Annotated in this window: 15 protein-coding genes; 10 read left to right on the forward strand and 5 right to left on the reverse strand. The window is 33.0% G+C overall.

Features of this window, described 5'->3' with window-relative positions; all coding sequences use genetic code 11:
* Window positions 1–5 precede the first annotated feature (5 nt).
* Both ACXAFS_RS12550 and folP read right to left on the reverse strand, forming a co-directional pair.
* Window positions 6–701 carry a hypothetical protein gene (locus ACXAFS_RS12550; protein WP_475307336.1) on the reverse strand — a complete coding sequence of 232 codons (696 nt, stop codon included), beginning with the start codon at window positions 699–701 and terminating at the stop codon, window positions 6–8.
* On the reverse strand, window positions 698–1,525 hold the full coding sequence (gene folP / locus ACXAFS_RS12555) for a dihydropteroate synthase (protein ID WP_475307337.1): 828 nt from the start codon (window positions 1,523–1,525) through the stop codon (window positions 698–700). Before folP ends, ACXAFS_RS12550 begins: the two co-directional genes overlap by 4 nt.
* Window positions 1,526–1,621: 96 nt before the next feature.
* On the opposite strand from folP, the gene ACXAFS_RS12560 reads away from it, so the two are divergent.
* The 10 genes from ACXAFS_RS12560 (at window position 1,622) to ACXAFS_RS12605 (ending at window position 12,220) form a co-directional block, all read left to right on the forward strand.
* Window positions 1,622–2,164: a DUF1599 domain-containing protein gene (locus ACXAFS_RS12560; protein ID WP_475307338.1), complete on the forward strand. Its 543-nt coding sequence runs from the start codon at window positions 1,622–1,624 to the stop codon at window positions 2,162–2,164.
* Between the two features lie 82 nt (window positions 2,165–2,246).
* Window positions 2,247–3,407: a BT_3928 family protein gene (locus ACXAFS_RS12565; RefSeq protein WP_475307340.1), complete on the forward strand. Its 1,161-nt coding sequence runs from the start codon at window positions 2,247–2,249 to the stop codon at window positions 3,405–3,407.
* A gap of 1 nt (window position 3,408) precedes the next feature.
* Window positions 3,409–4,485, forward strand: a complete 1,077-nt coding sequence (locus ACXAFS_RS12570) for an ABC transporter permease (RefSeq protein WP_475307341.1) — start codon at window positions 3,409–3,411, stop codon at window positions 4,483–4,485.
* 88 nt (window positions 4,486–4,573) lie between these two features.
* Window positions 4,574–5,323, forward strand: coding sequence for a triose-phosphate isomerase (gene tpiA, locus ACXAFS_RS12575; RefSeq protein WP_475307343.1), 750 nt, complete (start codon window positions 4,574–4,576; stop codon window positions 5,321–5,323).
* 100 nt (window positions 5,324–5,423) lie between these two features.
* Window positions 5,424–5,885, forward strand: a complete 462-nt coding sequence (locus tag ACXAFS_RS12580; protein ID WP_475307344.1) for a hypothetical protein — start codon at window positions 5,424–5,426, stop codon at window positions 5,883–5,885.
* Window positions 5,886–6,064: 179 nt separating this feature from the next.
* The gene (locus ACXAFS_RS12585; RefSeq protein ID WP_475307345.1) at window positions 6,065–8,473 is read left to right on the forward strand and encodes a tail fiber domain-containing protein; all 2,409 of its coding nucleotides are present in this window, start codon (window positions 6,065–6,067) and stop codon (window positions 8,471–8,473) included.
* A gap of 30 nt (window positions 8,474–8,503) precedes the next feature.
* On the forward strand, window positions 8,504–10,411 hold the full coding sequence (locus tag ACXAFS_RS12590) for a tetratricopeptide repeat-containing sensor histidine kinase (protein WP_475307347.1): 1,908 nt from the start codon (window positions 8,504–8,506) through the stop codon (window positions 10,409–10,411).
* Complete coding sequence (locus ACXAFS_RS12595) at window positions 10,401–11,036, forward strand: response regulator (RefSeq protein WP_475307349.1); 636 nt, start codon at window positions 10,401–10,403, stop codon at window positions 11,034–11,036. The genes ACXAFS_RS12590 and ACXAFS_RS12595 overlap by 11 nt, the downstream gene beginning before the upstream one ends.
* A 37-nt stretch (window positions 11,037–11,073) precedes the next feature.
* A complete protein-coding gene (gene prmA / locus ACXAFS_RS12600; RefSeq protein ID WP_475307351.1) occupies window positions 11,074–11,910 on the forward strand; it encodes a 50S ribosomal protein L11 methyltransferase in 837 nt (278 codons plus the stop codon).
* Between the two features lie 37 nt (window positions 11,911–11,947).
* Entirely contained in the window at window positions 11,948–12,220 is a 273-nt protein-coding gene (locus tag ACXAFS_RS12605) for an ATP-dependent Clp protease adaptor ClpS (protein ID WP_475307352.1), read from the forward strand.
* Between the two features lie 27 nt (window positions 12,221–12,247).
* Here the strand turns inward: ACXAFS_RS12605 and ACXAFS_RS12610 are convergent, their stop codons facing one another.
* The 3 genes from ACXAFS_RS12610 to ACXAFS_RS12620 are packed head-to-tail and all read right to left on the reverse strand — an operon-like array spanning window position 12,248 to window position 14,150.
* Window positions 12,248–12,520 carry a heavy-metal-associated domain-containing protein gene (locus ACXAFS_RS12610; protein ID WP_475307354.1) on the reverse strand — a complete coding sequence of 91 codons (273 nt, stop codon included), beginning with the start codon at window positions 12,518–12,520 and terminating at the stop codon, window positions 12,248–12,250.
* Between the two features lie 7 nt (window positions 12,521–12,527).
* The gene (locus tag ACXAFS_RS12615) at window positions 12,528–12,731 is read right to left on the reverse strand and encodes a YgaP family membrane protein (protein WP_243471187.1); all 204 of its coding nucleotides are present in this window, start codon (window positions 12,729–12,731) and stop codon (window positions 12,528–12,530) included.
* Window positions 12,732–12,743: 12 nt separating this feature from the next.
* The gene (locus ACXAFS_RS12620) at window positions 12,744–14,150 is read right to left on the reverse strand and encodes an MBL fold metallo-hydrolase (RefSeq protein WP_475307355.1); all 1,407 of its coding nucleotides are present in this window, start codon (window positions 14,148–14,150) and stop codon (window positions 12,744–12,746) included.
* Window positions 14,151–14,158: the final 8 nt, after the last annotated feature.

Genomic DNA, 14,158 nt, shown 5'->3' on the forward strand with positions numbered 1-14,158 from the left:
TTATGTTAATAAATGAATTCAACATTACTTATTTCAGACATATCACTCAAATAGTTTATTAGCTGATATTTTAATGCTATGTATAATTGAAAATTCATCCTAATGTCAAATGAAATATTGATTAGATTTTTATTTTCTTGATATTCTTTGAATAAATCAGAATTAAAATACCTGTCAATCTCAAGGGTTTTATCCATGGTCTGTTTACCATCAAAAAATTCAGTAATATTTAAATAGCCATTGTCAAAAAAATGAATGAGAACAAATTTATTATTATTGCCAATTGATGTCTCGTTTTTGGGCTCATAACTTTCTATATCAATAACATATTCCACATCAGTAAACTCCAAAAACCCCAAATTTTTAATGCTTGTATCATTACAAGTAAAATAGTTTTTAGCAGCCTCATTTTTATGCATAGAGGCTTTTTTGCGTTTGTTTTGCAGATACTGAATATGAGGAATAGCTTGTCTTAATGTTAAACGCTTGTCTACATTAACCAACCAGTTTGTTGTACCAATAAGATTTTTTCTATTAAAAAGGGTAGAGTCTGGTTGCGTTTCATCATAAAAAATGTAAGCAGGTGAAACATCTAAAACTTCAGTGACTTCTGCATTTTCAATTTCTGGCAACTGCAGTACGCGTTCGTTGTTACAGCTTAAAAATGCAGTTATCAGTAAGAGATATAAAATCTTTTTCATTTATTCTTTAATTGATTAAATAAAGTTACACACTCCACGGCCTCTTTTACATCGTGCACTCGTAAGATTTTTGCACCTTTTTGCAACGCAACCATGTGCAAGGCTGTTGTGCCATTAAGTGCGTTTTCAGAAGTTGTATTTAATGTTTTATAAATCATAGATTTCCTAGATACACCTGCAAGGATAGGTTTGTCTACTATTTGCAATAACTCAATGTTGTTGAGTAGCTCGTAATTTTGTTCCGTAGTTTTAGCGAAGCCAAAACCTGGGTCTATAATAATATCATTGATTTTTGCAGCATGCGCTTTCGCAATACGTTCTGCAAAATAGCTTATGATTTCTTTTACCAAATCATCGTAATCGGTTTGCTGTTGCATAGTTTTAGGATTCCCTTTCATGTGCATCATAATATAAGGTACACCGAGTTGCCCAACAGTTACAATCATGTTTTCGTCTAAATGACCAGCCGAAATATCATTTATCATTGCAGCTCCTGCTTCAATACTTTTTTTAGCCACGTTACTTCTAAAAGTATCAATAGAAATTAAGGTTTCAGGATAATGTTTTAGAATCAGTTCTACCACAGGAATCACTCGGTTCAATTCTTCAGTTTTATTAATAAAATCTGCACCAGGACGCGAACTGTAGCCACCAATATCTATAAAAGTAGCACCTTCGTTTAGCATGGTTTGAACCTGATTCAAAATAGATTGTTCATCTTTATATTGTCCACCATCGTAGAAAGAATCTGGTGTAACGTTAAGAATTCCCATCACTTTGGGTGTGGATAAATCAATGAGTTTGCCTTTGCAATTTATGGTCATAAAACTTATTAAAAGAGGCTGCTTAAAACTTTAAACCTCAAACTTTGAACTTCTAACTTATTTATGCGAAATTTACACAAATTTTTACGGAATTATATGCAAAATACATCTAAACAATACGATGCAGTAATTACTAAATGCAGAGCGCTTTTTGTCAATAAAATGAGTGATTACGGAAGTGCTTGGAGGATATTAAGATTACCATCACTAACGGATCAGATTTTTATAAAAGCACAACGTATAAGAAGCTTACAAGAAAATGATGTTAGAAAGGTGGATGAAGGTGAAGTAAGTGAGTTTATAGGTATTATTAACTATTGTGTTATGGCATTAATTCAGTTAGAAAAAGGTGTTGTAGAACAACCAGATATGGAGACGGAAGAAGCTACAAAACTTTATGATGAAAAGGTTGCACTGACCAAGGAATTAATGATGAATAAAAATCACGACTATGGTGAAGCTTGGAGAGATATGCGAGTGAGTTCATTAACCGATTTAATATTACAAAAGCTATTGCGTGTGAAACAAATTGAAGATAACGCAGGCAAAACAATAGTAAGTGAAGGTATAGATGCTAACTATCAAGACATGATAAATTACGCCATTTTCGCCATGATTCATTTGGGTGAGGGAGAATAAAATAAATGAGCATGAGGTTGAGTACTGTCGAAGCATTAATAATTTAAAATAAATTCCTGCTAACGCAGGAACCACAAAACATATGAAATACATCACACACATAAGTCGAATATTTGTTGGAGTTTTATTTATAATCTCTGGATTTATTAAACTGAACGATCCATTAGGATTTTCTTATAAACTGCAAGAATATTTTAGTGCTGAAGTTCTAGGTCTGGAATTTTTAGTCCCTTATGCATTATTACTCTCAGTATTTGTAGTAGTTTTTGAGGTAATTATTGGTGTGTTTTTATTAATTGGGTATAAGCCAAAATTTACCGTTTGGAGTCTACTCTTAATGATAATCTTTTTTACATTTTTAACAGGTTATACATTTTTAACAGGTTATGTTCCTGAAGGTGTAGGCTTTTTGGAGTTTTCATCGTGGTCAGAATTTAATTCAGCTCAAATGAAGGTTCAAGATTGTGGATGTTTTGGTGACGCTTTAAAACTAACTCCTTTCGAAAGTTTTATAAAAGACTTGATTTTATTAGTTCTTATAATCATATTATTTGTTGGTGTTAAATATATAAAACCACTATTTACCAAATTGCCAACTACTGTTATTGCCTTACTCAGTTTTATTGTGTCTTTATGGTTTGGGTACCATGTATTAATGCACTTACCAGCTATCGATTTTAGAGCTTATGCTATTGGTAAAAATTTGCCAAAACAAATGGAAATTCCAGAAAATGCTGCAAAACCAGTTTTAGAATATACTTGGACGTTCAATGTTAACGGTGAAGAAAAAGAGTTTGTGACTAACGGCAGTTATCCAGAAGTAGAAGGGGATTATGTTGGTGTTGAAACTAAGACCATTGATGAAGGTTATGTGCCGCCAATTCAGGATTTTTCTATTGAGTCTGAAGATGAAGACCTAACAACTTATTTCATGGAAAAGGATAAGTTGGTAATAATTGCAATGTATAATATCACAACATCTGAAAACGATGGTGTTTCAAAATTAAAGGATTTTACAGATGAAGCTATTAAAAAGGGCTACACGGTAATAGGACTAACCTCTTCTGGTGAGTATGAAAAAGAAAAGGTGAAACAAGATTTTGACCTTAATTTTGATTTCTACTTATGTGATGAAAAAGTGATAAAGACCATAGTGCGTGCAAATCCTGGTGTTGTTCTTTTAGAAAAGGGTACTGTAGTTAATAAAGCACATTGGAATGATATTGAAGATATAGAGCTGTAATTTGATAAGATACTTTGTAAATAAACTGTTCTATGCATTTATCACCTTATTAGGTGTCGTTACAGTTATTTTCTTTTTATTTACAATTCTTCCTGGCGATCCTGCAAAGATGATGCTTGGGCAAAATCAATCTGCAGAGCAAGTTGAAGCTGTTAAGAAAAAGTATGGTTTCGATAAACCAATCGGTACGCAGTTTTTGTATTATCTAAATGACTTATCGCCTATTTCATTTCACTCTAATAACTCAGAAGATTACACATATTTAAGTACTAATAAGTATAATGCTGCAAAGTTATTTAGTATCGGTAATACAATAACGGTTGTAAAAACACCTTACTTAAGAGAATCCTTCACCAAACAAGGGAAAAAAGTAACAGATGTTATTGGTGAAACTATTCCAAACACCTTTGTTTTGGCAATTTCAGCTATTATAATTGCTATAATTCTTGGAATTATCTTCGGAATAATTTCAGCATTGTATAGAGACACTTGGATAGATAAAACCATACAAGTTTTAAGTACGTTTGGTATGAGTGTACCTTCTTTTTTTAGTGCTATTCTTTTTGCGTGGTTGTTTGGTTTTGTGTTTCACAAATACACCAATTTAGAAATGACAGGAAGCCTGTATGAATTAGATGATTTTGGTGAACAAATGACTATAAAATGGAAGAATTTAATACTTCCTGCCATTGTTTTAGGTATTCGTCCGTTGGCAGTCGTGATTCAGCTAATGCGAAATTCACTTCTAGATGTTATGAGTCAAGATTACATAAGAACAGCAAGAGCAAAAGGATTGAGCGAATTTAACGTAATAAAAAATCATGCCGTTAAAAATGCTTTAAATCCAGTAGTTACGGCAATTTCAGGATGGTTTGCATCGATGCTGGCAGGTGCTGTTTTTGTAGAGTATATTTTTGGTTGGAATGGTTTAGGGAAAGAAATAGTTAATGCTTTAAATACTCTAGATTTACCAGTAATAATGGGTTCTGTTTTAGTCATTGCTATTGTCTTTATAACTATTAATATTCTTGTAGATTTAGTCTATGCGTGGTTAGATCCTCGCGTTAAGCTATCTTGATAATTAACTGACAATTATCAACAAGCATTGTGCTTTAAAATCTTATTTTTGTATACTTCAAACTATAGTAAAATCAATTTATAATATCATGAGAAAACATATTGTTGCTGGTAACTGGAAAATGAATAACGGTTTAATTCAAACAGAAACCTTAATTGCAGAGTTAAAGAAGCAAGAAAAAACTTCAAACGCTGAGGTAATGATTGCACCAACGTTTACCAACTTGTGGCACGCATTTGAGGCTACTAGAAAATATGATATTGAAGTGATTGCCCAGAATATGCACTTTGCAGAAAATGGAGCTTATACTGGTGAGATTAGTGCAGGTATGCTAAAAAGTATTGGCATTAAAACAGTTATTCTTGGACATAGTGAGCGTCGCGCTTATTTTAATGAAACTGATGAAGCTTTAGCGAAAAAGATTGATGCAGCATTGGTAAATGATATGCAAGTAATTTTTTGTTTTGGTGAAGAATTATCTGATCGCAAAGCAGGTAATGAGGAAACTGTAGTAGAAAACCAAATAAAAAATGCTTTGTTTCACTTAGGAGTAGATGCATTTAAAAATATTGTATTAGCTTATGAGCCTGTTTGGGCAATTGGTACAGGTGAAACGGCTACGCCAGATCAAGCACAAGATATGCACGCATTTATAAGAAAGACATTGGCAGCTAAATACGGTAATGATGTTGCTGATTCTGTATCTATCTTATATGGAGGAAGTGTAAAGCCAAACAATGCTAAGGAAATTTTCTCTAAACCAGATGTAGATGGTGGACTTATTGGTGGTGCTTCACTTAAGGCAGAAGATTTCTTTGCTATTGTAAATGCGTTTTAATTAAGGGTTTTCCCTGAATTTTAAAATCCCTAAAATGCCCTGATGATTTTTTTTAGGGTTTGATTTAGCTTGCAACTAGTTAATATTTAAATAATTAGTTATGAGATTTCAAACCTTATTAAAGCTGTCAGTTGTATTGTTAGGTCTTACCTTATTTAGTTTTCAATGTAGCTCGGATGATGGACCAACACTTACCGAAGGTGATGAAGATGGACCTGTAATATCTATTGTTAACCCAGACGACAATGATCTTTTTTATACTGATGGAGGCATAGACACACCAGACTATGTTATTATAGAAGCTAATGCTACAGACGATTCTACCATAAGCATTGGTTCGGCAACAGTTTATAACAATTCTGGGCAACAAGTTTATTATTATGATGAAACTTCAAGTTCTCAGAATGGTGCTTCTATCACTACAATATATACCTCTTTTAGAACATTTGAACCAGGAGACTACACAATTGTTTTTGAATTTGAAGATGCTTTAGGCAATAGCGCAACGCTTACAAGAAATGTTAGCTGTGAATATTCAGAACCAGAAGAATCAGATAATTAAAATCTATAATCCTTATTTAAAAAGCTTTAGTTGTAGGGAACTGAAGTTGGCATCCACAATTTTGTGGATGTCTTTTTTAAGGGTTTTCCCTGAATTTTAAAATCCCTAAAATGCCCTCAAGGAAATTTTAACTGGTAAAAGTACCTTGTCTTTCTAGTTTCATTTAAATAGTTAAAGTAATGAAAGTATATATTTCTTTTTTTATTTGCTTGTTTTCAATCACCGTTTTTGCTCAAGTTGGTATTAATACCACTACTCCAAATGCACAGTTAGATATTCAGTCATCTAATGTGGCAAATCCTTCAAATACAGATGGAATTTTAATTCCCAAAATTGACGAATATCCAGCAACTAATCCAACTGCAGCTCAAGATGGTATGTTGGTATATGCCACAGGAAATGGAAGTGTAGCTAAAGGATTTTATTATTGGGATAATAATACTGCCTCTTGGATTTCTTTTACAGGAGCAACTATTGAAAAAATTGACGATTTATTAGATGGAAAATCGGATAACGATGGAACTGATAATGGTTCTTCAATTTTTTTAGGGATAAACGCAGGTGCTAATGATGATGAATCCAACAACCATAATGTTGGTATTGGTCCTAATGCCTTAAGACAAAATAGCACTGGAAGTAATAATACTGCAATTGGAAATGAAGCCATGATTTTCAATAGTACTGGATTTCAAAATACAGCTATAGGTCAAAAAGCGATGAATTTTAATACTTCTGGCGTCAATAATACTGCCGTAGGACATAAAGCCCTTAGAGATAATACAACTGGTGCCAATAATACTGTCTTAGGTGTTAGTGCAGGAGAGAACTTAGTTGGTAGCAGCAATGTTATATTGGGTTACTATGCTGGCTATAATTCTACAGGTGACAATAATGTGTTTTTAGGAGCTCTTGCAGGTTATGCGGAAACAAATAATAATCGTTTATACATAGAAAATTCAACAAGTTCTAGTCCGCTGATTTATGGTGAGTTTGATAATAATTTTCTGAGAGTGAATGGAGATTTTGAAGTTGAAAAAACCACAAGCGCAAGCGCAACAGTTGTCACACCTTTTGGCTATCAATCCTCTTTAAAACTATTTGAAAGAGGAACAGGTGGCGATTATGGATTTGAATTTGAATATGACGGTTCACCAGATAAGTTATACTTGTGGTCAAGGACTTTTGCAGGCAATGAAGGCATACGAATGACATGGCTAAAAGATGGTAGAGTAGGTATGAACGATACCTCGCCAGATGCCAGATTAGATATTGAAGCTATTAATCAAGCTACACCTACCAATACCGATGGTATTTTAATACCAAGAGTAGATACATTTCCAGCAACAAATCCTGGTGCAAATCAAAATGGAATGTTAGTATTTCGCACTTCGGATAATTCATTTTACTATTGGAAAAACAGTACCACTACTTGGGAAAAATTAAGTACTGTAGAACGTATTAATGATTTAGCAGACGGAAAATCTGATAATGATGGATCTAACAATGGTTCTTCAATTTTTTTAGGTGATAGTGCAGGTGCTGATGATGATGCCACAGATAATAGAAATATAGGTATTGGTTATTTTGCAATGAATAATACTACTAATGGTACTAATAATTCTGCAATAGGTTATTTCAGCTTGGTTAATAATATAACAGGCGATTATAATGTTGCAGTAGGAAACAGAACCTTACGTTCTGTAACTATTGGCGACCAAAATACTGCTGTAGGATTTGAGGCTTTAGAGGTGAATACAGGCAGTTATAATACGGCTGTAGGTTATGTAGCATTAGATAGCAATACCAGTGCTAATGGTAATTCTGCATTTGGTAATCAGGCCTTGTCCACAAATAGAACGGGAAGCAACAATACATCAATGGGTTATAGATCCATGTTAGATAACAGTACTGGTAGTAGTAATGTTGCAGTTGGCTATCATGCCTTACAAAACAATACCACAGCGAGTGGCAATGTCGCTATAGGAGTTAATACATTAACTACAAATACTACAGGCTATTCTAATACTGCAGTAGGTAGTAATGCTGGTGCTGCTAGTGCCATATTTTACAATACTACGGCTTTAGGTGCAGGTGCTGCGCCAAATTCACCTAATCAAGTACGCTTAGGAAATGCGAGCGTTTCCGTAATTGGAGGGTATTCCAATTGGTCAAACTTTTCAGATGGTCGTTTAAAGACAAATATTCAAGAGAATGTAGTTGGTTTAGAGTTTATAAAAAAGTTGCGTCCTGTAAGTTACAATTACGATATGGATGCCATTGCGCGTTTTGAAAAAACACCAGATAGTTTACGTCTTAAAGTTGCTGAACGATTAAAAGCACAAGAAGTTCAAACAGGATTCATCGCGCAAGAAGTTGAAGCTGCTGCTAATGAGGTTGGATTTAATTTTCATGGCATTGTAAAACCTTATGATGCAAAAGGTACTTATGCACTGCGTTACGCTGAGTTTGTTGTACCATTAGTGAAAGCTATGCAAGAGCAACAAGATATTATTGAAGCACAACAAGAAGAGCTAACTGCTTTAAGAAAAGAGGTTGAAGCCATTAAAACACTTTTACAGAAGCAATAAGATTATTAACTTACGGTCAAAGACATTATTTTGAGATATATAAAATACTTCTTTTTGTTTGCTTTTTCTGGTCTAATCGGTCAAAATTTCCAAATAGATAGTTTAAAGTTAGAACTCGCTAAAAACCAAGCAGATACTTCTAAAGTTAATCTTTATTATGAATTAAGCCAAGTATACTATGATATAGATTTAAGGGAATCTAAATTATACGCAGACAGTTCGTTGTTTTATGCTTTAAAATCTGGAAACCACAGATTAGCTGCAATATATAATACCTTAGGTGTAATAGAATCAGAAAATAACCGAGAGGATTCCGCAAGATTGTATTTTGATAAAGCATTAAAAGCCTTAGATGATAATGAAGATAAAACACTTCGAGGAATAGTCTACGGAAATTATTCAACTACATATGACAATTCCAATAATTTTGAAAAAGAGTTAGAATATAGCTTAAAAGCTATAGAATTAAACAAGGATATTGATTCAGAGCTTTGTTTTTTATATTACAACCACGCAGTAATTTATGAGGATGCAGGTTTTCATGAAGAAGCGTTACATTATTTGAACTTAGCTAAAGATATATCTAATAGATCTAAAGAATATAGAATAGAATCATATGCTCTAAAATCATTGGCATTGTTTGCAATAGAGGATGGTAATCTAAGTTTGGCAGAAAAATACATAAAACAAGGAATAGCCATATGTAAAGAGACAAACTCTTTAGAAATTTGCCACCATATGTACTTTACATTAGGTAAACTTCAGACAGAGCAAGGATTGTATTCTGAAGCTGAAGATGCACTTTTAAAGGCTAAAGATTTTGCATTAGAAAGAAATTTTGAAAATGATGTTGTCGCAAGTGAAATCTTATTAGCAAATTTAGAGTATCAGAAAGGGAATTTTGAAGAGGCAGCTAAAATTTATAATTCTTTAAATTCAGACATTTTTAAGGTTGAAAATCTGTGGTTTGCCAATATTGTATACAAAAACCATTCTATAACAGAAGAAAGATTAGGAAATCACAAAAAAGCAAATGAACTTTTAAAAACATACGTACAGTTTGCTGATTCAATTCATTTGTCAAAAAATAGGACATTATTAACACAGGCTGACAGAAAATATAAAGTTGAGAAGAAAGACAAGGAAATTTTAGAACAACAACTATTGCTAAAAGAACAAGAAAATGAAAATAAATTTCTTTGGGCTTTAGCTGGTGTTTTTTTATTAGGTGCTATCAGTACTTGGTTCATTTTTCAGCAACGTCAAAAACGAAAAAATCAAGAAATTTTAACCCTTAAGAAAGAGCAGCAAATAAAATCTTTAGAGGCTTTAATACGAGGTGAAGAAAAAGAACGTTCGCGTATTGCAAAGGATCTTCACGATGGTGTAAATGGAGACCTGTCTGCAATAAAACACAGACTTTCTAAATACCAAAACCAAACAGGAATTGACTTGTCTGAAGCCATCGGTATGGTTGACGAATCTTGCGATGAGGTTAGGGCTATATCACATAATTTATTGCCACCAGCTTTAGAAAAATATTCACTTCGTGAAAGTCTTGCAGATTACTTTATGAATTTAAATGAAATCCGAAAAGAACAGCTGAGTTTTCAGTATGTTGGTGACGATTTTAAGTTTTCAAAAACAGCCGAGGTTACTATTTTTCGTATTGTACAAGAATTGGTAACTAATAGTTTAAAACATGCAGAAGCAAGCGATATTTTGGTACAGCTAACAAGCTTTGAAGATACTATTCAACTTACTATTGAAGATGATGGAAAAGGGTTTGATAAAGATGAAATAAAAACCTTAGGACTTGGGTTGGCAAATGTAAAATCTAGGGTAGAATATCTCAATGGCGAACTAGATGTGCAATCTGGTAAAGATGGTACGTATTTTAATATTACCTTTAATAAACAAAATTTAAATGAAGGTTAAGATTTCCATAACAGATGATCATCTGGTAGTACTTAAAGGTATTGAATCTTTATTGCAAGATGAAGATTGGTTAGATATTATATCTATTCAAGAAGATGCCAATTCAACATTAAAAAACTTCACTAGTAATGTGCCAGATGTCTTATTGTTAGATATTAATTTACCAGATATTAATGGCATAGAGCTTACTAAAAAGTTAATTGCAGTTTATCCAGACCTCAAAATAATTGCCTTAACCAATCATGAAGATTTATCTTTTGTGAAGCGTATTATATCTAATGGTGCATCTGGTTATATCTTAAAAAATGCTCATAAAGAAGAAATATTAGAAGCTATTAAAGCGGTAAGTAAAGGTGAAAAATATTTTCAATCCAAACTTCAAAAAAAGTTGCTGAATCAATCCTTGGGACAATTCGAAAATTCAGCATTAAAACCAAAACTTACAAAGCGCGAAAAAGAGGTTTTAAAAGGTATTGCAGATGAGTTGACTACAAAGGAAATATCAGAATTACTCTTTATAAGTCCCAAAACAGTAGAGAGTCACAGGATGAGTCTCATGTCAAAGTTAGGCGCAAAAAATAGTGTCGGTATTGTAAGAATTGCCATAGAAAAACAATTGCTCTAACAATTAAGTTATCTTTGTGTTAGTTTTAAAAATCAACATGACTAATACAATTTATATAGGCTACGAGTTTAAAGTAGAACCTCTTCAACCAGCAACAGAAATTTTAATAGCAGAGCTTGGATATGCAGGTTTTGAAAGTTTTGTAGAACACTCAGAAGGTGTTACTGCATATATTCAAAAAGACGATTGGAATGCTTTTATATTAGAAGATATTCATATTTTAAACTCTGAGGAATTTAAAATTACTTATGAGTTTAATGAGATAGAGCAAACCAACTGGAATGCAGAATGGGAAAAGAATTTTAAACCTATTGAAGTAGATGGTTTGGTAACTGTAAGAGCGCCATTTCATGACAAGCCAAATACAAAGTTCGATTTGGTTATAGAGCCTAAAATGAGTTTTGGTACAGGCCATCATGAAACCACTCATATGATGATTCAGCATATTCTAAAAAATGATTTTGATGACAAAACAGTATTAGATATGGGCTGTGGCACTGGTGTTTTGGCCATTTTAGCCGAGAAGGTCGGTGCCTCAAAAATTGATGCTATAGATATTGATAACTGGTGCTATCTTAATAGTTTGGAAAATGTTGAGCGAAATGATTGCAGTAATATTTCAGTATTTGAAGGAGACTCTAAATTGTTAAAAGATAGACATTACGATACTATCATAGCAAACATAAATAGAAATATTTTACTTGCGGATATGGCATCTTATGCAAGATGTTTAAATGCAAATGGCATGTTATTTTTAAGTGGGTTTTATAAAGAAGACATACCAATGATTGAAGCCGAATGTGAAAAGCACATGTTAAAATTCAACGAAATTATAGAAAGAGGGCAGTGGGTGTCTCTAAAATTTATAAATTAGTGTGGTAAATTAAGTTATCCTCAAATTCATTTACACTATGACAAAAGAAAAACTTTCAGAAGAATTACTGTTAGAAGAAGAAGTTTTAAAACAAAATGAAATTGTATTGTTTAATGACGATGTTAATACTTTTGACCATGTTATTGATACACTGATTTATGCTTGTGATCACACGCCAGAGCAAGCTGAACAATGTTCGATTATAGTGCATTACAAAGGAAAATGTACAGTTAAAACAGGTCCTTACGATGATTTAAAACCACGTTGTTCTAAATTACTCCAAGCAGGTTTAAGTGCTGAAATAGTATAAAAAGAAATCCCTCAAACGAGGGATTTTTTATTTTGTCATTCTTCCGACAGCGCAACTAACAAAAGATTTAGCCTTTTTAGGTAAAGAGTTTTGTTCACCTACCATTGGGTATCCTAAATCTGAAAGTTTTGTTTTTACAGCTTCAACCGCTTCATCATTATTATAATTAAAGCTTACTTCATCAGTGTCATTTTTAACTGAAACATCAGTTATGCCGTCGAGTTTAGATAATTGCGTTAGTATAGTATTAGCACAACCTCCACATTTTAGATTTTGTACTTGTATAGTCGTATTCTTCATTTTTTAATTATTTGCGTTTACAGGTATTCCATCCAAAAGGTAAATAAAGCGGACAGAAACTAATAAAACTAGTTAGTAAGAAAACAATAGCTAATGCCATTAAAACATAAGCCAATGTACCTTCAATAACATTAAAATAATACAATAAGGCTATGGCAATTGCAATTACAATTCTAATGCCTTTGTCTAAACTTCCCATGTTCTTTTTCATAATAAAAGAGTTTTAAAGTGTTGATGGACAAACAAAATCGGTAGTAGGTAAGTTTGTTTTCTTAATAGCACCAAATCCGCCAGCAATATCTACCAAATTATGGTAACCTCTTGCTTTTAGTATGGAAGCTGCGATAACAGAACGATAACCACCTGCACAATGTATATAATAGGTTTTATCCTTATCTATTTGATCCATTTGATTGTTAATATAATCTAGTGCAAAATGCTGAACATTTTCTAAATGCATACTTTTATATTCTCCATCTTTACGCACATCTAAAACGTTTAATTCAGATGCGTTTGCTCGCTTTTCAAATTCTTCAGCAGAGATAGACTCTAAGGAATCAATTTCTTTTCCTGAGGCTTTCCAAGCGTCTATACCACCTTCAAGATAACCTAAGGTGTTATCGTAACCAACACGAGATAATCGGGTAACAGCTTCTTCAGATTTCCCTTCAGGTACAACTAGTAAAATAGGCTGTTTTATGTCTGTGATTAAAGCACCAACCCAAGGAGCAAACTGTCCGTTTAATCCAATAAATATTGAGTTTGGTATATGAGATTTTATAAAATCAGATTGTGTTCTTACATCTAAAACCAACGCAGATTCATGATTTGCCAATGCTTCAAATTCTTCTGGTGTTAAAGGATTGTTCCCAGTTTTAAGAATGTCATCAAAAGCATTATAACCCATTTTATTCATCATGGCATTCTTAGCAAAATATTGTGGAGGTGGTGCAATACCATCAAGTACTTCTTCAATAAACTCTTCTCTGGTCATGTCTGCACGTAAAGCATAGTTTGTTTTCTTTTGTTCACCTAAAATACCAACTGTTTCTTTACTTAAATTTTTACCGCAAGCAGAACCAGCACCATGTGCAGGATACACGATAACATCATCAGCCAAAGGCATAATTTTTTCTCTTAATGAATCATATAACATACCAGCTAAGTCACGCTCTGTTAAATCTGATTTTATGGCCAAATCTGGTCTGCCAACATCACCTAAAAAGAGTGTGTCCCCAGAAAATATGGCGTAATCCTTACCATTTTTATCTTTTAGTAAGTAAGTTACAGACTCTAATGTATGACCTGGAGTGTGCAATACTTTTATAGTAATATCACCAAGTTTTAATTCCTCACCATCAGTTGCTGAGTGAATATTATATTCTGTTTTTGCGCCAGGACCGAAGACAATAGTAGCCCCAGTTTTTTTAGCTAAATCTACATGTCCTGAAACAAAATCTGCATGGAAATGTGTTTCTAAAACATATTTAATTTTGGAGTTATTAGCTTTTGCTATATCTATATATTGTTGAGTTTCTCTTAAAGGATCTATTATGGCAACCTCACCTTTAGATTCAATATAATAAGCTCCTTGAGCTAAACATCCAGTGTATAATTGTTCAATTTTCATCAGTAATT

This window comes from Winogradskyella sp. ABM4_392 (assembly GCF_056160445.1).

Excerpts from the sequence above, each read along its gene's own strand:
- ACXAFS_RS12550 (WP_475307336.1), bottom strand. The coding sequence starts at position 701 with ATGAAAAAGATTTTATATCTCTTACTGATAACTGCATTTTTAAGCTGT.
- folP (WP_475307337.1), bottom strand. The coding sequence starts at position 1,525 with ATGACCATAAATTGCAAAGGCAAACTCATTGATTTATCCACACCCAAA.
- ACXAFS_RS12560 (WP_475307338.1), top strand. The coding sequence starts at position 1,622 with ATGCAAAATACATCTAAACAATACGATGCAGTAATTACTAAATGCAGA.
- ACXAFS_RS12565 (WP_475307340.1), top strand. The coding sequence starts at position 2,247 with ATGAAATACATCACACACATAAGTCGAATATTTGTTGGAGTTTTATTT.
- tpiA (WP_475307343.1), top strand. The coding sequence starts at position 4,574 with ATGAGAAAACATATTGTTGCTGGTAACTGGAAAATGAATAACGGTTTA.
- ACXAFS_RS12580 (WP_475307344.1), top strand. The coding sequence starts at position 5,424 with ATGAGATTTCAAACCTTATTAAAGCTGTCAGTTGTATTGTTAGGTCTT.
- ACXAFS_RS12585 (WP_475307345.1), top strand. The coding sequence starts at position 6,065 with ATGAAAGTATATATTTCTTTTTTTATTTGCTTGTTTTCAATCACCGTT.
- ACXAFS_RS12595 (WP_475307349.1), top strand. The coding sequence starts at position 10,401 with ATGAAGGTTAAGATTTCCATAACAGATGATCATCTGGTAGTACTTAAA.
- prmA (WP_475307351.1), top strand. The coding sequence starts at position 11,074 with ATGACTAATACAATTTATATAGGCTACGAGTTTAAAGTAGAACCTCTT.
- ACXAFS_RS12605 (WP_475307352.1), top strand. The coding sequence starts at position 11,948 with ATGACAAAAGAAAAACTTTCAGAAGAATTACTGTTAGAAGAAGAAGTT.
- ACXAFS_RS12610 (WP_475307354.1), bottom strand. The coding sequence starts at position 12,520 with ATGAAGAATACGACTATACAAGTACAAAATCTAAAATGTGGAGGTTGT.
- ACXAFS_RS12615 (WP_243471187.1), bottom strand. The coding sequence starts at position 12,731 with ATGAAAAAGAACATGGGAAGTTTAGACAAAGGCATTAGAATTGTAATT.
- ACXAFS_RS12620 (WP_475307355.1), bottom strand. The coding sequence starts at position 14,150 with ATGAAAATTGAACAATTATACACTGGATGTTTAGCTCAAGGAGCTTAT.